Consider the following 17,789-nt stretch of genomic DNA (forward strand, 5'->3'; position numbering starts at 1 on the left):
GGCGTAAACCCTGAGTCACCATGCAGTCACCGGCGTTCCAGGGTGAGGTGAGGGCTTCGTCACACGGTCGAAACATGGTCGGTTGCCTACACTCGAAGCCATGCGCATCGACATCGTCACGATCTTTCCGGCGTTCTTCGATGTGCTCGACGTCTCGCTCATCGGCAAGGCGCGCGATCGCGGCATCCTCGACATGCACGTGCACGACCTGCGGGGCTGGACCCACGATCGGCACCGCACCGTCGACGACACGCCCTATGGGGGCGGCGCCGGCATGGTGATGAAGCCGGAGCCGTGGGGCGAGGCGCTCGACGAGCTGCTCGCGCCCGATTCGGTGCTGTTGGTGCCGTCGCCGGCGGGGGACCTGTTCTCGCAGCGGATGGCGCGTGCGCTCGCCGAGGAGCGGCACCTGGTGTTCGCCTGCGGGCGATACGAGGGGATCGACCAGCGGGTCGTCGACCACTACGCGACGCGCGGACGCGTGCAGCTCGTGAGTCTCGGCGATTACGTGCTCAACGGCGGCGAGGTCGCCGCGATGGCGGTCGTCGAGGCGGTGTCGCGTCTCGTGCCCGGTGTCGTGGGCAACCCGGAGAGCCTCGTCGAGGAGTCGCACGAGGACGGGCTGCTCGAGTACCCGAGCTACACGAAGCCGCCGGTGTGGCGCGAGCATGAGGTGCCGCCGGTGCTGCTGAGCGGAAACCATGGGGCCATCGCCGCCTGGCGCCGAGAGCAGAGTCTGGAGCGCACCCGGCTCAATCGGCCGGACCTGCTGGGCTGAAACGCTCAGGGCGCCGCGTCCGCCGGATCGATGACGTTCAGGCGGTACCCGCGCTTGACGACTGTCTTGATGAGGTCGGGGGCGCCGAGGGCCTCGCGCACCCGGGCGACCGCCATCTCGATCGCGTGCGTGTTCTCGCCCGACCGCGGCAGGGCGCACTGCAGCTTGGCGCGCGACACGACGCCGCCCGCGGCATCGAACAGGCTCGCCAGCACATCGACGCCGGTCCGCGAAAGCGGGATGTGTACGCCATCGAGCACCGCCCCCGAGCTGCGCAGCTCGAGCCGTCCCGCGACGGTCTCCAGCGACGGGGCGCTGCCGCCGCCGAAATGGGTGACCACGCCTCGCACGAGTGAGCCGAGCCGGCCGCGATCCGCCTGCAGCGGCGCGATGCCAAGCCTTTCGAGGGGACCGGCCGTGATGGGCCCCACCGCCGCCATGAGCACCCGACCGGAGCGGGCTCGCGCGATGATGTCGTCGAGCAGCTCTTCGCGATGCGCGGCGGCGAGCCATTCCGCGGCCCCCGGCGCCGAGGTGAACAGCACCGCGTCGACCTCTCCGGCGGCAGTGGCGGCCACCGACCGCCGTACGACGGCTTCGTCCGGCGGCGGGCCCCAGCGGTAGACCGTGAGGCTCACGACATCCGCGCCGTTGTCCTCGAAGAGCTCGTCGAGGCCGTCGGCCCCCGATCCGTGGTGCTGCACGGCGATCCGGCGGCCTCGCACGCTCTCGGCGAGCAGGTACTCACCCAATTCCGTCGATGTCTCGGATTCCGCCACCCAGTCCGCAGTCAGACCCGCCTGCTGGATCGCGCCACGCGCCTTGGGTCCGCGAGCCACGATCTGGGCGCCGGACAGGACCACCTGCAGGCTGTCGAGCAGACCGGCCTCATCCGCCGCCTCCATCCACCCGCGGAAGCCGACGCCGGTCGTGGCCACCACGACGTCAGGGGGGTCGGCGATGAGCTCCCGCGTCCGGGCGATGAGCGCTTCGTCATCGATGTGGGGCACGATCGTGAGCGCGGGGGCGGTCCGCACGGCCGCGCCGTGCCGCTCCAGGGCCGCCGCGAGCTCGCCGGATCGACGATCGACGGCGATGACGATCGTGCAGCCTTCGAGCGCTGCGGACAGGGTGGGGCGGGGTGGAGCAGTCAAGGCGCGACATCACCTGCCATTTCTCGGTCGGGGAGAAGGAGTCCGGCGCGGGCGACCGCACCGATGACGATCACCGCAGGATTGCGCACCCCCGCGGCGGCCGCATCGGCGACGGCCTCGGCGAGCGTGGTGCGGGTCGTGCGCTGCTCGGGGGTGTGACCTCGTTCGATGATCGCCACCGGGCGATCTCCGGGCACGCCCGCGGCGGTCGCTGCGGTGACGAGCCGGGGGAGCGCGGCGACTCCCATGAGCACCACGGTGGTGACGGTGTCGTCGGCGAGCGCCGCGATGGTCGAGGGTGCGGTCTCCGCCTGGCCGTTGACGACATGGACGGATGCCGCGCTCCCGCGGTGGGTCACCGGGATGCCCGCTGCCTGTGGCACGGAGACCACGCTCGTCAGGCCCGGGACGACTTCCACCGCCACACCCGCCGCGAGGCACGCGGCGACCTCTTCGCCGCCGCGCCCGTACACGAACGGGTCGCCGCCCTTGAGTCGCACCACGCGTCGGCCCGCTTTCGCGTGGAGGACAAGGAGCGCGTTGATCTCCTCCTGGGGCACCGGGTGGTGGCCTGGCCGCTTGCCGACATCGATCACCTCGACGTCGGGATCGAGTTCGGACAGCACATCGGTGGGCCCGAGCCGGTCGGCGATGACGACGTCGGCCTCGGCCAGCAGACGCCGCCCGCGCACCGTCATCAGGTCGGCGGGCCCCGGCCCGCCGCCCACCAGGTCGACGCGTCCGTTGGGCGTCGGGCGACGACGTCGGACGGGCAGCGCGCCCTCGCGCAGGAGAGCGCCGATCGTGTCGCGCAGGCGCCCGGCGCGCCCGGGGTCGACTCCCGCGTCCGAGACGACGCCGACGACGACATCGCCGGAGCGGGTCTCTGCGGCGAGGCGGGCGGTGCCGTGGGCGCCGTCCGAGGCGTTGACGCAGAGGATGCGGCGCTCTTCGCACGCGGCGGCGACGTCGGCATCGACGCGGGGATCGCCCGTCGCGGTGTGGACGAGCCAGGCATCATCGAGGTCGGTCGCCTGCACCCCTCGTGCGACCCAGGGGAGCCGGTGGGCCTCCACGAGTGCGGCGACGGCGTCGGACAGCGCGGGGGCGACGATCCGGACCGCGGCGCCGTCCTCGAGAAGGCGTTCCACCCGGCGCGCGGTGACGGCGCCGCCGCCGACCATGACGACAGTGCGGCCCGCCAGCGAGACCCCGAGCAGGGTGGTCATGAGGGGCTCTCCCAGCGCACGAGCACATCGCCGCCGCTGACTGAGACCGGCCAGACCTGCAGGGACTTGGCGTCCTTGCCCTGGGTGTCGAGGCAGGCTCCGGTGCGCAGATCGAAGACCTGCTTGTACATCGGGGAGGCGACGGTCGGGGCATCCTGTCGGGTGCCGACGATGCCGCGCGAGATGACGTTCGCGCCGCTGTACGGATCGAGGTTCGACACGGCGTGGACGCGGCCGCTGTGCAGCAGGAACAGGGCGAGCTGCGTCGAGCCCAGCAGGGCCGCGCGACCGCGCTCGACTTCGAGGTCGGTCAGGCTGCACACCCGCACCCACCCGGCCGGCACTGTCGAAGGGGCGAGGGCTCCTCGCTCGAGAAGGGTCATCGGCGCACCTCCAGGATCGTGCCGGCGATGAGCACGCCGCGGTCGGCGCGCTCCGATTCGGTTGCGGGCCGCGCCTGACCTCGCTCGGCGGTGTACGCGAGCGACGGATCTGGCGTGGTGGGGGCGTTGACGAACGAGGCGAAGCGGCGGAGCTTCTCGGGGTCCTCGAGGGTGGCCTTCCACTCGTCCTCGTACGAGCCGATGTGCGTCTGCATCGCGGCGTCCAGATCCGCGCAGATGCCGAGCGAATCGTCGAAGATCACCGCACGGAGGCCCTCGATGCCTCCCTCGAGATCCTCGAACCACGGTGCCGTGCGCTGCAGACGGTCGGCGGTGAAGATGTAGTACATCAGGAACCGGTCGATCGCGGTCAGCAGCTCGGCGTCGCTCAGCCCCTCCGCGAGCAGCACGGCGTGCCTCGGGGTGAAGCCGCCGTTGCCGCCGACGTACATGTTCCAGCCCGCCTCGGTGGCGATGACGCCGACGTCCTTGCCGCGCGCCTCGGCGCACTCCCGAGCGCACCCCGACACACCGAACTTGAGCTTGTGCGGCGACCGCAGACCCCGATAGCGCAGCTCGAGCTCGACCGCCATACCCACCGAGTCCTGCACGCCGTAGCGGCACCAGGTGGATCCGACGCACGACTTCACCGTGCGCAGGGACTTGCCGTAGGCGTGTCCCGACTCGAACCCAGCCTCGACCAGGCGCTTCCAGATGTCGGGCAGCTGCTCCAGGCGCGCGCCGAACATGTCGATCCGCTGGCCGCCGGTGATCTTCGTGTAGAGCCCGAAGTCCCGGGCCACCGTGCCGATCACGAGGAGTCCCTCGGGCGTGATCTCGCCGCCGGGGATGCGCGGCACCACCGAGTAGCTGCCGTCCTTCTGGAGGTTCGCCATGACGTGGTCGTTGGTGTCCTGCAGGGTGGCGTTCTCTCCGTCCAGCACATGCGCGCCGACGAGCGTCGAGAGGATGCTGGCGAGCGCGGGCTTGCAGATGTCGCAGCCGCGCCCGACGCCGAAGCGCTCGATGACCGCACTGAAGGTCGTGAGCCCCGACACGCGCACCGCGTCGAAGAGCTGCCGGCGCGACATGTCGAAGTGCTCGCAGAGCGCATTGCTGAGGGCCGCACCGGAGGCTGCCAGCTCGGTGCCGACGATCTTCTTGATCATCATCACGCAGGAGCCGCAGGCGGCGCCGGCCTTGGTGCAGGACTTGATGCCCGCGACATCCGTGCAGCCGTCCTCATGCACGGCGTGGCGGATGGTGCCCGCTGTGACGCTGTTGCACGAGCAGACCAGCGCCTCGTCGGGAAGGGCGCCGCCGGGTGCCTCGACGCCGCCTTCGGGCATCAGATACGCCGCCGGGTCCGCCCCGAGCGCGCCGCCCACCAGGGGACGCAGCGACCCGTAGGCCGCGGCATCGCCGACGAGGATGCCGCCGAGCAGCGTCTTCGCATCGTCGGAGAGCACGAGCTTCTTGTAGACGCCCGCGACCGGGTCGGCGTAGACCACGTCGAGCGCACCGGGGGTGGTGGCGAATGCGTCGCCGAAGCTGGCCACGTCGACGCCGGAGAGTTTGAGCTTCGTCGCGAGGTCGTACCCCGGGAACGACGCCTCGCCGCCCAGCAGGCGGGTCGCCGCAACCTCGGCCATCGCGTAGCCGGGGGCGACCAGCCCGATGCTCTGCCCTTCGAAGTTCGCCACCTCGCCGATCGCGAGGATGTGCGGGTCGGACGTGCCGCAGCCGGCATCGATGAGGACTCCGCCGCGCTCGTGCACACCCAGACCGGACTTGCGCGCGAGCTCGTCGCGCGGACGCACTCCGACCGTGAACACGACGACATCGGCGCCGTGGTAGCTCCCGTCGCGGAACTCCAGGCCGACCACCCGGCCGGCCTTGTCGGCATCCAGGCGGGTCGTCACGCTGCCCGTTCGCACGCCGATGCCGCGGGACTCGATCAGGCGGCGCAGGGCGTTCCCGGCCGGCAGGTCGAGCTGCGCGGACATGAGCCGATCGGAGGACTGCACCACGGTGGAGTTCACGCCGAGGTTCTGCAGGGCACCGGCCGCTTCCAGTCCGAGCAGACCGCCGCCGATCACCATGCCGGTGAGCGGGCGGCCGAGTTCGCCCGATCGGGCGGTCACGTAGGTGCGCAGCGCCTCGACGTCATCGAGGGTGCGGTAGACGAAGCATCCGCGATGTCCGAAGCCGTCCACCTTGAGACGGGCGGCGAACGAGCCGGTCGCGAGCACCAGGTGGTCGTACGAGACGGCGAGCCCGCTCGCGGTCACCACACGCCGTTCGGCCTGTTCCAGTCGCGCGACCGGGTCGCCGGGGAGGAAGGTGATCCGCGGGTCGCCGTCGATGATCGCGCGATCCAGGGTGAGCTCATCGGGGGTCGCCCCGCCGAAGAAGGAGGTCAGCCCGACGCGATCGTACGGTGCACGCCCCTCCTCGCCGATCAGGGTCACCCGCCAGTCGGCGCCCGCACGCGACAGCAGGCTCTCGACGAAGCGATGCGCCACCATGCCCGCGCCGACCACGACCACATGCGTGGCGGGCGGATCGGGGTGGAGCATGCCGTCACGGTAGCGAGGCGATGTTGCGTCGAGGTCCGTCTTCTGTTTCGAGAAAGCGACGATCTTCGAAGCGCGGGGTTCGTTCGGGGTCATGGCGTCTCCTGCCGATGGGCGGGGTGGATCCGTGCTCCGAACGTACGAGCGTGGTGTTTCCGCACCGAGCCGGATTCCATTACCTCGAGCGAACTTCTTCCTCACACGCGGCGCTCGCGCCTTGTGAGAAGTCGTGGCCGTCGACGTCGATCTTTAACATCGTCTTCACACACCACGCCGCTCCGAGCCGACAGACTGGGATCGTCGGTCAGCGAGAGGACCACCTATGCGTCGTGCCAAGATCGTCGCCACCCTCGGCCCAGCCACGTCGTCGTACGAGAGCATCGAAGCTCTCGTGCGCGCCGGCGTGGATGTGGCGCGGATCAACCGCAGCCACGGCGACTTCGCCGTTCACGAACAGGCCTATGCCAATGTCCGCAAGGCGAGCGACGCCACGGGTCGCGCGGTCGGCGTGCTGGTGGATCTGCAGGGTCCGAAGATCCGGCTCGCGCGCTTCGCAGACGGCCCCCATCAGCTCGAGCCTGGTGACATCTTCACGATCACTACCGAGGACGTGCCCGGCACGAAGGAACTGGTCGGAACGACGTTTCCGCAGCTCGCCCAGGACGTCACCGCGGGGGACACCCTCCTCGTGGACGACGGCAAGATCCGATTGAAGGTCCTCGATACGGACGGCGTCCGGGTGCGGACCGAAGTCGTCGTGGGTGGGATGGTGTCGAACAACAAGGGCATCAACCTGCCGGGGGTGAACATCAGCGCTCCCGCGATGAGTGAGAAGGATGAGGCGGACCTGCGCTGGGCGCTGCGCATCGGGGCCGACCTCATCGCCTTGTCCTTCGTGCGGAGCCCGCGCGATGTGCAGCGGGCGCGAATCATCATGGCCGAGGAGGGCATCCGCGTCCCGATCATCGCCAAGATCGAGAAGCCGGAGGCCGTCGAGCATCTCCAGGAGATCATCGACGCGTTCGACGGCGTCATGATCGCTCGTGGCGACCTCGGTGTGGAGCTGCCGCTCGAGGCCGTGCCGATCGTCCAGAAGCACGCCATCGAACTGGCGCGCCGGTGGGCGAAGCCGGTCATCGTCGCGACGCAGATGCTGGAGTCGATGATCGAGAATCCGGTCCCCACGCGCGCGGAGACATCGGATGTCGCCAACGCGGTCCTCGACGGCGCCGACGCGGTGATGCTCTCGGGTGAGACGAGCGTCGGTGCGCACCCCATCGCGGTCGTGGAGACGATGGCGCGGATCATCGAATCCACCGAGGAGCACGGGCTCGGCCGCATCCCGCCCCTCGGCACGAAGCCGCGCACCCAGACGGGGGCGATGACGCTGGCGGCGGCGAGCATCGCGGAGTTCGTCGAGGCCAAGTACGTGTGCGTGGTCAGTCAATCCGGCGACTCGGCGCGGCGGATGTCGCGGCTGCGGCATCGGATCCCGATCCTGTCGTTCACCGACCAGGCGACCACGCGCTCGCGCAACGCGTACCTCTGGGGCGTCGAGACGTTCCTGGTCCCCCGCGCGCGCACGACCGACGAGCTCATGGCCCTCCTCGATGACACGCTGGTGCGGTCCGGCCGCGCCGAGCAGGGTGATCGCGTCGTCGTCACGGCGGGAGCTCCTCCCGGCTCGGCAGGGAGCACCAACAACGTGCGGGTGCACATCATAGGGGCCGCTGCGGGCGAGTGATCCCGTTGAGCGCCTCGGCTAGGGTGGGGATCCATCTTCAGGGAGGACCTCCGTGCAGGCATGGCCAGGATCTGCGTATCCACTGGGCGCGACATATGACGGGAACGGCACCAACTTCGCGCTCTTCAGCGAAGCCGCGGAGCGGATCGAACTGTGCCTGTTCGGCGATCGGGGCAAGGAGACCCGCGTTGAACTGACAGACGTCGATGCCTACGTCTGGCACGCCTATCTCCCGAGCATCGGCCCGGGGCAGCGCTACGGCTACCGCGTGCACGGCGAGTACGACCCCACCAACGGGCGCCGGTTCAATCCCAACAAGCTCCTGCTCGATCCTTACGCGAAGGCCGTCGAGGGCCAGGTGCGGTGGAACCAGTCGGTGTTCGGGTATGACTTCGGCGATCCCGACTCGAGGAATGACGACGACTCCGCGACGTCGATGATGAAGGGCGTCGTCATCAACCCGTTCTTCGACTGGGCCGGCGACCGCATGCCGAAGACGCCCTACTCCGAGTCGCTGATCTACGAAGCGCACGTGAAAGGCCTGACGCAGCGCCACCCCGGCATTCCCGAGGAGATCCGCGGAACCTACAGCGCGATCGGGCATCCCGCGATCATCGAGCACCTGAAGCGCCTTGGCGTCACCGCGATCGAGCTCATGCCGGTGCACCAGTTCGTCAACGACGCCACCCTGCAGGAGAAGGGGCTGTCGAACTACTGGGGCTACAACACCGTCGCGTTCCTCGCCCCGCAGAACACCTACTCGGCGACGGGTGAGCGGGGCCAGCAGGTGCAGGAATTCAAGGGCATGGTGCGCGCCCTGCATGCCGCGGGCATCGAGGTGATCCTCGATGTGGTGTACAACCACACCGCCGAGGGCAACCACATGGGGCCGACCCTGTCGATGAAGGGCATCGACAACGCCGCCTACTACCGGCTCGAAGACAAGGACCACCGCTACTACACGGACTACACCGGCACCGGCAACAGCCTCAATGTCGGCAACCCGCACGCGCTGCAGCTCATCATGGACTCGCTGCGCTACTGGGTGCTCGAGATGCACGTCGACGGATTCCGTTTCGACCTCGCTGCCGCGCTCGCGCGCGAGTTCTACGACGTCGACCGACTCGCGGCCTTCTTCGAACTCGTCCAGCAGGATCCGGTGGTGTCGCAGGTGAAGCTCATCGCCGAGCCGTGGGATGTCGGTCCAGGCGGCTACCAGGTGGGCAACTTCCCCCCGCAGTGGACGGAGTGGAACGGGAAGTACCGCGACACGGTCCGCGACTTCTGGCGCGGCGAGCCGCAGGCTCTCGGAGAGTTCGCGTCACGGCTGACCGGCTCCGCAGACCTCTACGAGCACTCCGGGCGCCGGCCCGCGGCATCCGTCAACTTCGTCACCGCGCACGACGGCTTCACGCTCCGCGACCTCGTCTCGTACAACCGCAAGCACAACAAGGCCAACGGCGAACAGGGCCGCGACGGCGCCGACGACAACCGATCGTGGAACGGCGGTGCCGAGGGGCCGACCGACGACACGAAGGTGCTGACGATGCGCGCTCGGCAGCAGCGCAACTTCATCGCGACCCTCATGCTGTCGCAGGGTGTCCCGATGCTGCTGCACGGCGACGAACTGGGTCGCACCCAGCAGGGCAACAACAACGGCTACGCGCTGGACAGCGAGATCACCTGGGTCGACTGGGAGTCGGCCGACCAGCCGCTCATCGAGTTCACCGCAGCGCTCGCCCGCCTCCGGCGCGACCACCCGACGTTCCGCCGCAGCCGCTTCTTCAACGGCCGTCCGGTGAAGCGCGAGGCCGGTGCGCCGGTGCCCGACATCGCCTGGGGCCGTCCGCAGGGCGACCTCATGCAGCCCGAGGACTGGGACAACGGATTCGGTCGCGCGATCAGCGTCTTCCTCAACGGCCATGGCATCCGCGAGCGCGACCGTCGCGGTGAGCAGATCACCGATCGGCACTTCATCCTGCTGTTCAACGCGGGGGACGAGCCGATCGACTTCCACATTCCGGACATCGAGTTCAGCCCGGACTGGGACATCCTCGTCGATACCGCCGGCGATCAGGCCGGCGGCGATGCGGTCGTACCGGGATCGGCGGTGCGCGTCGAAGCGAAGGCGATGATGGTGCTCGGCGAGCACACCGCTCCTGAGGCGGACGCCGATCACTCCGTCGCAGCGTCGCTCGCGGCGGCGGTGCCCTCGAGCGCTGAGGACATGCCGGCCCATGCCCCACGGCCGGAGGTCCTGAAGTAGCCGTGCGCCCATTGTCGACGTACCGCCTGCAGATCAGGCCGGCTTTCGACTTGGATGCCGCGGCCGCCGTCGCCGGGTACCTCCACGATCTCGGCGTCGACTGGGCCTATCTCTCCCCGCTGCTGCGCGCGACCAGCGGCTCCGACCACGGCTACGACGTTGTCGACCCCTCGCAGGTCGATCCGGCACGCGGTGGAGCCGCGGGACTCGAGCGGTTCGCGCGCGCAGCGCGGACGGCGGGTCTCGGCATTCTGATCGACATCGTCCCGAACCACATGGGGGTCTCGAAGCCCGCGGAGAACCCCTGGTGGTGGGACGTGCTCACGCACGGGCGCGACTCGCCCTACGCCGATGCTTTCGACATCGACTGGGAGTTCGGAGCGGGTCGACTGCGCGTGCCGATCCTCGGCGCAGAGCTCGACAAAGTCGTCGCGGCCGGGGAGCTCACTGTGGATCCGATGCCCACGGAGCTCACGCCGTTCGGCGCGCTGCGCTACTTCGACCACATCCTTCCGCTCGCACCCGGCTCGCTCGACGGACTCGCTGAGGGCGATGTGCCCGCCGTGCTCGAACGTCAGCACTGGGAGCCGGTCTTCTGGCGCGACGAGGCCACCCGGCTCAACTATCGGCGGTTCTTCACCATCACGGCCCTCGCCGGCGTCCGGGTCGAGGTGCCGTGGGTTTTCGACGAGACCCACGCGGAGATCCTCCGGTGGGTGCGCGAAGGGCTCGCCGACGGTCTGCGCGTCGACCACCCGGACGGGCTCGTCGACCCCGGCGGCTACCTCGAACGGCTGGCCGAGGCGACCGGCGGGGCCTACGTGCTCGTCGAGAAGATCCTCGAGCACGCTGCGACCGATCACCCCGAGCAGCTCCCCGCCTGGTGGCACACCGACGGCACGACCGGCTACGACGCGATGGCGGAGATCGATCGGGTGCTGATCGACCCGTCAGGGGAGCGGATGCTGCAGCTCGTCGATGCGGCCGCCCGCCGCGAGAGCGGCCAGGGCGCTGCAGTGGCGTGGCCCGTTCTCATCCACGCGACCAAGCGGATGGTGGCGGACGAGAGCCAGGCGGCYGAGGTGCGGCGACTCGTACGCTGCCTGCCCGAGGGGATCGACGGATCGAGCGTGGCGCAGGACGCGATCGCGGAGCTGCTCGCCTGCTTCCCCGTGTACCGCTCGTATCTGCCGGGCGGCGCCGGATGGCTCGACGCGGCCGCGGCCCTGGCATCCGCCCATCGCCCCGATCTGGCTGAGGCGATCGCTGTGCTCGTCCCCGTGCTCGCCGACCCCACCCTGGAGGTCGCCCGCCGGTTCCAGCAGGTGACCGGTCCGGTGATGGCCAAAGGTGTCGAAGACATGGCCTTCTACCGGCAGACGCGTCTCGGCTCGCTCACCGAGGTCGGCGGCGACCCGTCCGTGTTCGCCCTGTCCGTCGATGGCTTCCACCGCGCTCAGACCGCTCGGCAGTCGAGCTGGCCGCACACGATGACCACACTGTCGACCCACGATACGAAGCGCGGCGAGGACGTGCGCGCCCGGCTGTCGGTCATCGCCGAGCTCGCGCACGACGAATGGGCCGCAATCTACGCGGGGCTGCGCGCTCGGGCGACGACCGGTCACGCGGCCACAGACAGCCTGCTGTTCCAGGCAGCGATCGGGGCATGGCCGATCTCGCGCGAGCGTCTGCACGCCTATGCCGAGAAGGCCGCCCGCGAAGGCGGGGAGCGCACCAGCTGGCGTGATCCGGATGCCGCGTTCGAAGCCGGCCTGCGCCGCTTCGTCGACGACATCTTCGATGATGCGGTGCTGCACCGGCTCATCACGTCGGCCGCAGATCGCCTCGCGCGGTACGGGTGGTCGAATTCGCTCGCGGCCAAGCTGCTGCAGGTCGCTGGACCAGGTGTCCCCGACGTCTACCAGGGGTCGGAGCTGTGGGAGACCTCACTCGCGGACCCGGACAATCGACGCCCGGTCGACTTCGCCCTGCGGCGCCGGCTGCTCGCCGGGATCGACGCGGGTGGTTCGCTCCCGCCGATCGATGAGAGCGGCGCGGCGAAGCTGCTGGTCACCTCACGCGCGCTCCGGCTGCGACGGGATCGGCCGGAGCTGTTCAGCCGCTACACGCCGATGACGCTWGTGGGCGAGGCATCCGGCCATGCGATCGCGTTCGACCGCGGGGGAGTCGTCGCGGTGGCGACCAGGCTGCCGCTCGGCCTCGAGCGGCGCGGCGGCTGGGGTCAGACGGCGCTGCTGCGCCACGCCGGTCCAACCGTGGACGTGCTCACCGGTCGGCGCTACACAGGCACCGAGCTCGCGCTCCGCGACCTGCTGTCCAGCTATCCGGTGGCGCTGCTTGCCGCCGAGGAGGTCGCGTGATCGAGGTGTGGGCGCCACGGGCGGCGCGAGTGCGGATGCGGCGGCCCGGGGTCGACGACGTCGAGCTGACCGCCGGACTCGACGGCTGGTGGGCGGCGCCCCAGGTCCTGGCGGACGGCGACGAGTACGGTTTCGTGCTCGACGATGCCGCCGTCACGCGCCCCGATCCGCGCTCGCGGAGGCAGCCGCAGGGCGTGCACGCGGCATCCGTCCATCACGACCCGACCGCATTCCCCTGGACCGACCGGAGCTGGACCGGGCGGCAGCTCGCCGGCGGGCTGATCTACGAGCTGCATGTGGGCACGTTCACCCCTGAGGGCACGTTCGACGCGGCCGTCGAACGGTTCCCCCACCTGCTCGAACTCGGCATCACCCATGTTGAGCTCCTACCGGTGAACGCMTTCAACGGGGAGTGGAACTGGGGCTACGACGGCGTGCTCTGGTACGCCGTGCACGAGCAGTACGGCGGCCCCGCGGCCTATCAGCGGTTCGTCGACGCCGCCCACGCCAACGGGATCGCCGTCATCCAGGACGTCGTCTACAACCATCTGGGCCCGAGCGGCAACTACCTGCCGGAGTTCGGCCCGTACCTGCGCGACGCGCAGCGCAACACGTGGGGCCTCAGCGTCAACCTCGACGAGCCCGCGGTGCGGTCGTTCATCGTCGAGAACGCCCTGATGTGGCTGCGGGACTACCACGTGGACGGCCTCCGTCTCGACGCGGTGCACGCGCTGCACGACTCCGCGCCCCTGCACATCCTGCAGGAGGTCGCCCTGGCATCCGATGCGCTCTCCGCGCAGCTCGGTCGCCCGCTCAGCCTGATCGCCGAGTCCGATCTCAACGATCCGAGGCTCATCCTGCCGCGCGAGGCCGACGGCTGGGGACTGACCGCGCAGTGGAGCGACGACTATCACCACGCGGTGCACGTCGCGGTGACGGGCGAGACGACCGGCTACTACGCCGACTTCGCCCCGCTCTCGGCGCTTGCGAAGGCGTGGACCCAGGGGTTCTTCCACGATGGCACCTGGTCGTCGTTCCGTGGACGCGACCACGGCTACCCGATCGATCCGCGGGTGCCGGCCTGGCGGCTCGTGACCTTCGGTCAGGATCACGACCAGATCGGCAACCGGGCGGCCGGCGACCGGCTGTCGCAGACGCTCGACGACCGCAGCCTGCAGCTCGTCGCCGCCCTCACCCTGTTGACCCCCTACACGCCGATGCTGTTCATGGGGGAGGAGTGGGCGGCCTCAACGCCCTGGCAGTTCTTCACATCGCATCCCGAGCCCTGGCTCGCCACCGCCACCGCAGAGGGCCGCATCGACGAGTTCGCGCGCATGGGCTGGGATCGCGCGCTCGTGCCCGACCCGCAGGATCCCGAGACCTTCCGGCGTTCGAAGCTGCGCTGGGACGAGATCGGCTACGGTCGGCACGCTCGCACTCTCGCCGTCTACCGCGAACTCGCGGCCCTGCGCCGCAGCGAGCCCGCACTGACCGATCCCGTCTTCGCACACACCCGCGCCGAGGTGGACGAGCAGCAGCGCTGGGTGCGCCTCGGCCGCGGCGATCTCGAGCTCGTGCTCAACCTCGCCGAGACGCAGCGGTCGATCCCGCTGGGCGGCGCCGCGCAGCGCCTCTGGGAGACGGATGCCGCGAGCACGAAGCTGCGGGGCGATTCGGTCACGCTCGGCGGCCGGTCGGCCGTCGTGCTGCGGATCACGCGACCGGAGTGATCTCGACCGATCCGCTCAGTCGACGCCGAGGAACGAGCGGTCGGTGAGGACGATCGGGCCGGCTTCGGTGATCGCGACGGTGTGCTCCCAGTGGGCGCCGCGAGAGCCGTCCGCGCTGCGGAGCGTCCAGCCGTCCGGGTCGGTGATGAGTTCATCGGTCGTGCCGAGGAACCACGGCTCGAGCGCGACGACGAGGCCTGGGCGCAGCGGGTAGCCGCGGTTGGCCTTGCCGTCGTTGGGCACGTGCGGGTCGCCGTGCATGACCCGACCGACCCCGTGTCCGCCGAAGTCCGTGTTGATCGCGTAGCCGTCGGCGTGCGCGACCTTGGAGATCGCGTGCGAAATGTCGCCGATCCGCTTGCCGACGCGCGCGGCCGCGATCGCGGCATCCAATGCCCGCTTCGTGGTGTCGATCAGGGCGAGGTCCTCTTCGCGGGGGGTGCCGACGACGAACGAGACGGCCGAGTCCGCCACCCAGCCGTCGATCGACACGGCGAAGTCGAGCGACACCAGATCGCCGTCGCGCAGCGCGTAGTCGAAGGGGAGGCCGTGCAGCACGGCGTCGTTGACCGAGGTGCAGATCACCTTCCCGAACGGACTGGCGCCGAACGACGGGTGATAGTCGATGTAGCAGGACTCCGCGCCGGCGCGACGGATCAGATCGTGGGCGCGACGGTCGATCGCCAGGAGGTTCGTCCCGACCTTCGTCTCGTCGCGGAGCGTGGCGAGGGTCTCTGCCACGAACCGCCCCGCCGGTCGCATCTGCTCGATCTCGGCCGGGGTGCGCAGTTCGATCATCCTGTTCCTCTCGTCGATCCATTCTGGCGGATCGAATCTGGCGCGGGCTGTGAGGACACCGTCTGACACGCCCATCCCGCCTCTGCACCTCGTCATTCGGCGTAGCATCAGTGCCATGTGGCTGCGTCGCGCGTACTACGGCTGGCTGATCCCGGCGGCGTTCCTGCTGCCCCTGTGGCTCCTCGTGGGCTGGGCGGTGTTCCGCGCAGGGGGCTGGGCGTTCCTGTGGACCCTCTTCCTCGCGATCCCGGCTGTCTTCATCGGACAGCTGGTTCTGACATTCCTCGTGCGTGCGCGCGGCACCGTGCGTTCGCACCGGGCGGTCTCCTGGTGGGATGTGCTCGGCTTCACCGTGTGGCACGCGCTGATCATCGCGCTGGGCTTCTTCAACCAGGCCTGGTGGGCGCCGGTCATGATCGTGACGATCCTGGTCGGGGTCGGCCTGTTCTGGCTCACACTCTGGCAGCTGCTTCGCGAGGCCAAGCCGTCGGGCATGGTGATGTACACGACGGAGGGCATCGCGTACGTGCCGCCGACGGCATCTCCCCAGGATCAGCCCCAGCCGAACGAGGTCATCGTTCTCACCGAGAAGCGCGACGCCGACCGCAGCTGACCCAGGTTTTGGCTCGCCGGGGCATCCATGGCAGAATGGATCTTTGTGCCCCGACCAGGCTCTGCCTCAGGGGAGTCCGTCGCCTGACGCATGCGTCGGCGGCCTCGGGCACACGAATCCTTTTCCTTCCAACTCGCGGTCGACCTGTGGCGGCCGCAGAGAGACATGATCATGCAGATCCTCGACTCCGTCGATGCGGCATCGCTCCGCAACGACATCCCCGTCTTCGCCCCCGGCGACAACGTGAAGGTTCACGTCAACATCACCGAGGGAAACCGCTCCCGTATCCAGGTCTTCCAGGGCGTCGTCCTGGGCCGCTCGGGTGACGGCGTGCGTGAGACCTTCACGGTCCGCAAGATCAGCTTCCAGGTGGGCGTGGAGCGCACCTTCCCGGTGCACAGCCCGGTCATCGACCACATCGAGGTCGTCACCCGTGGCGACGTGCGTCGCGCGAAGCTCTACTACCTGCGCAACCTCCGCGGCAAGAAGGCCAAGATCAAGGAGAAGCGCGACCGCTGACGCGCTCTTCCTGACGAAACCCCGGGTGATCCACCCGGGGTTTCGTCGTCTCGTTTGAGGGTCGTCACCAGATGACGCGCGTGCGCCGCCTGCGTGCGGCGGAGTGTGCGACCCTTGATTCATCGACTCGCCGACGTCCCGGCGAGCCCGGCGAAGGATCCCATGACGACCGAGCAGACCGCCCCCGCGGAGCCGATCCCGACGCCGCGCCGATCGTCCGATGGCTCCAGACGACATCGCGGGTGGCTCTACTTCCTGCGGGACGTCCTCGTGATCGTGCTCATCGCGATCCTGGTGTCGTTCCTCGTCAAGACGTTCGTGGTGCGCTCGTTCTACATCCCGTCGGGATCCATGGAGGACACGCTCCTGGTGAACGACCGGATCCTCGTCGATGAGATCACGCCGCGCTTCGGCGGCTATGCCCGCGGGGAGATCATCGTCTTCCGTGACCCGGGCGGCTGGCTTCCGCCGTCGGCCGCGGCAGCGCGTCCGCCGGTCATCGAGGCCGTCGACTGGGTGCTCGCCCTCGTCGGCCTGTCCGCCCCGGATTCGGACGACCACCTCGTCAAGCGACTCATCGGGCTGCCCGGCGATCACGTGATCTGCTGCAACGCGATCGGCCAGGTGACCGTCAACGGCGTGCCGGTCGACGAGACCGCGTACCTGAAGCTGCCGAACGGCGAGACCAGGGCGTCCGGCGATCCCTTCGACATCGTCGTGCCCGACGACAGCCTTTGGGTGCTCGGCGACAACCGCTACCGGTCGAAGGACTCGCGCTACAACCAGGATCAGCCCGGCAAGGGCTTCGTCCCGGTCGAGAACGTCGTAGGCCGCGCGTTCCTCATCACGTGGCCGCTCGGCCGCTTCGGCGCCCTCGATTTCCACCCCGAGGTGTTCGCGGGGGTTCCCCAGCCATCGCCCGACGCGACGGCCAGCCCCCAGGAGGGCTCGTCGAAATGACCGTGGTCGAGCCGCGACTGACCCTCGAGCGCCGGCTCCTGCGCGAGCATCCGATCGTGATCGCCTGCGATGAGGTCGGTCGCGGCGCCCTGGCCGGACCGGTGGCGGTGGGCGCTGCAGTGCTCACCCCGGTCGGTGCGCGCMGGCGCATCCCCGCCGGTCTGCGCGACTCGAAGCTGGTTCCGGAGCCGAAACGGGCGGATGTCGCGGCTCGCGCCGCCGCGTGGGTCTCGGCGAGCGCCGTCGGGTGGGCCAGCAGCGCCGAGATCGACGAGATCGGCATCATGCGGGCGCTCGGGATGGCCACGATCCGCGCCCTCGCCGATCTCCGTGGGCAGGGCGTCGTCCCCGAGGAGGCGATCGTGCTGCTGGACGGCAACTACGACTACATCACTCCGGCCGGCGCACATGGGCTCACCGTCCGCCCGGTGATCAAGGCCGACCGCGACTGCGCGAGTGCGGCCGCGGCATCCGTCATCGCCAAGGTCGCGCGGGACGCATTCATGACCCAGCTGCACGACGAGGTTCCCGCCTACAGCTGGAACCGCAACAAGGGCTACGCGAGCCCGGATCACCGCGAGGCGATCCGCGTGTACGGCATCAGCACCCACCACCGGGCGTCCTGGTCGATCACCGATGCCCCGACCCTCTTCTGAGC

At 69.6% G+C, this 17,789-nt stretch carries 14 protein-coding genes; 9 read left to right on the forward strand and 5 right to left on the reverse strand.

The window, feature by feature from the left end; all coding sequences use genetic code 11:
* The first annotated feature begins 100 nt into the window (after positions 1-100).
* Complete coding sequence (gene trmD / locus AC1DVT_RS09170) at positions 101-778, forward strand: tRNA (guanosine(37)-N1)-methyltransferase TrmD (RefSeq protein WP_457098394.1); 678 nt, start codon at positions 101-103, stop codon at positions 776-778.
* Positions 779-783: 5 nt separating this feature from the next.
* Here the strand turns inward: trmD and AC1DVT_RS09175 are convergent, their stop codons facing one another.
* Genes AC1DVT_RS09175 through nirB form a run of 4 tightly spaced genes read right to left on the reverse strand, consistent with a single transcriptional unit; the run spans position 784 to position 6,123 of the window.
* Positions 784-1,932 (reverse strand): uroporphyrinogen-III synthase, encoded by a 1,149-nt coding sequence (locus AC1DVT_RS09175; RefSeq protein WP_477388347.1) that lies wholly within the window; start codon positions 1,930-1,932, stop codon positions 784-786.
* Complete coding sequence (gene cobA / locus AC1DVT_RS09180) at positions 1,929-3,161, reverse strand: uroporphyrinogen-III C-methyltransferase (RefSeq protein ID WP_477388349.1); 1,233 nt, start codon at positions 3,159-3,161, stop codon at positions 1,929-1,931. The genes AC1DVT_RS09175 and cobA overlap by 4 nt, the downstream gene beginning before the upstream one ends.
* A complete protein-coding gene (nirD, locus tag AC1DVT_RS09185; RefSeq protein WP_457098397.1) occupies positions 3,158-3,544 on the reverse strand; it encodes a nitrite reductase small subunit NirD in 387 nt (128 codons plus the stop codon). Before nirD ends, cobA begins: the two co-directional genes overlap by 4 nt.
* Positions 3,541-6,123: a nitrite reductase large subunit NirB gene (nirB, locus tag AC1DVT_RS09190; RefSeq protein WP_477388351.1), complete on the reverse strand. Its 2,583-nt coding sequence runs from the start codon at positions 6,121-6,123 to the stop codon at positions 3,541-3,543. The genes nirD and nirB overlap by 4 nt, the downstream gene beginning before the upstream one ends.
* A gap of 319 nt (positions 6,124-6,442) precedes the next feature.
* Here nirB and pyk point away from each other — a divergent pair, with 319 nt between their 5' ends.
* Genes pyk through treZ form a run of 4 tightly spaced genes read left to right on the forward strand, consistent with a single transcriptional unit; the run spans position 6,443 to position 14,241 of the window.
* The gene (gene pyk / locus AC1DVT_RS09195; protein ID WP_457098399.1) at positions 6,443-7,864 is read left to right on the forward strand and encodes a pyruvate kinase; all 1,422 of its coding nucleotides are present in this window, start codon (positions 6,443-6,445) and stop codon (positions 7,862-7,864) included.
* Between the two features lie 52 nt (positions 7,865-7,916).
* On the forward strand, positions 7,917-10,130 hold the full coding sequence (gene glgX / locus AC1DVT_RS09200) for a glycogen debranching protein GlgX (RefSeq protein WP_477388353.1): 2,214 nt from the start codon (positions 7,917-7,919) through the stop codon (positions 10,128-10,130).
* Between the two features lie 2 nt (positions 10,131-10,132).
* A complete protein-coding gene (gene treY / locus AC1DVT_RS09205; RefSeq protein ID WP_477388355.1) occupies positions 10,133-12,511 on the forward strand; it encodes a malto-oligosyltrehalose synthase in 2,379 nt (792 codons plus the stop codon).
* Positions 12,508-14,241: a malto-oligosyltrehalose trehalohydrolase gene (treZ, locus tag AC1DVT_RS09210; RefSeq protein ID WP_477388357.1), complete on the forward strand. Its 1,734-nt coding sequence runs from the start codon at positions 12,508-12,510 to the stop codon at positions 14,239-14,241. The genes treY and treZ overlap by 4 nt, the downstream gene beginning before the upstream one ends.
* 15 nt (positions 14,242-14,256) lie before the next feature.
* Here treZ and map read toward each other — a convergent pair whose 3' ends face one another.
* The gene (map, locus tag AC1DVT_RS09215) at positions 14,257-15,039 is read right to left on the reverse strand and encodes a type I methionyl aminopeptidase (protein WP_477388359.1); all 783 of its coding nucleotides are present in this window, start codon (positions 15,037-15,039) and stop codon (positions 14,257-14,259) included.
* Between the two features lie 115 nt (positions 15,040-15,154).
* On the opposite strand from map, the gene AC1DVT_RS09220 reads away from it, so the two are divergent.
* The 4 genes from AC1DVT_RS09220 (at position 15,155) to AC1DVT_RS09235 (ending at position 17,787) form a co-directional block, all read left to right on the forward strand.
* Positions 15,155-15,652 (forward strand): MFS transporter permease, encoded by a 498-nt coding sequence (locus AC1DVT_RS09220; RefSeq protein ID WP_457098404.1) that lies wholly within the window; start codon positions 15,155-15,157, stop codon positions 15,650-15,652.
* A 171-nt stretch (positions 15,653-15,823) separates the two neighbouring features.
* Complete coding sequence (rplS, locus tag AC1DVT_RS09225; RefSeq protein ID WP_457098846.1) at positions 15,824-16,171, forward strand: 50S ribosomal protein L19; 348 nt, start codon at positions 15,824-15,826, stop codon at positions 16,169-16,171.
* A gap of 162 nt (positions 16,172-16,333) precedes the next feature.
* The gene (gene lepB, locus AC1DVT_RS09230; protein WP_457098405.1) at positions 16,334-17,131 is read left to right on the forward strand and encodes a signal peptidase I; all 798 of its coding nucleotides are present in this window, start codon (positions 16,334-16,336) and stop codon (positions 17,129-17,131) included.
* The gene (locus AC1DVT_RS09235; protein ID WP_457098406.1) at positions 17,128-17,787 is read left to right on the forward strand and encodes a ribonuclease HII; all 660 of its coding nucleotides are present in this window, start codon (positions 17,128-17,130) and stop codon (positions 17,785-17,787) included. Before lepB ends, AC1DVT_RS09235 begins: the two co-directional genes overlap by 4 nt.
* Positions 17,788-17,789: the final 2 nt, after the last annotated feature.

Source organism: Microbacterium sp. P2_F9 (assembly GCF_056403635.1).

Excerpts from the sequence above, each read along its gene's own strand:
- trmD (WP_457098394.1), top strand. The coding sequence starts at position 101 with ATGCGCATCGACATCGTCACGATCTTTCCGGCGTTCTTCGATGTGCTC.
- cobA (WP_477388349.1), bottom strand. The coding sequence starts at position 3,161 with ATGACCACCCTGCTCGGGGTCTCGCTGGCGGGCCGCACTGTCGTCATG.
- nirD (WP_457098397.1), bottom strand. The coding sequence starts at position 3,544 with ATGACCCTTCTCGAGCGAGGAGCCCTCGCCCCTTCGACAGTGCCGGCC.
- nirB (WP_477388351.1), bottom strand. The coding sequence starts at position 6,123 with ATGCTCCACCCCGATCCGCCCGCCACGCATGTGGTCGTGGTCGGCGCG.
- pyk (WP_457098399.1), top strand. The coding sequence starts at position 6,443 with ATGCGTCGTGCCAAGATCGTCGCCACCCTCGGCCCAGCCACGTCGTCG.
- map (WP_477388359.1), bottom strand. The coding sequence starts at position 15,039 with ATGATCGAACTGCGCACCCCGGCCGAGATCGAGCAGATGCGACCGGCG.
- AC1DVT_RS09220 (WP_457098404.1), top strand. The coding sequence starts at position 15,155 with ATGTGGCTGCGTCGCGCGTACTACGGCTGGCTGATCCCGGCGGCGTTC.
- rplS (WP_457098846.1), top strand. The coding sequence starts at position 15,824 with ATGCAGATCCTCGACTCCGTCGATGCGGCATCGCTCCGCAACGACATC.
- lepB (WP_457098405.1), top strand. The coding sequence starts at position 16,334 with ATGACGACCGAGCAGACCGCCCCCGCGGAGCCGATCCCGACGCCGCGC.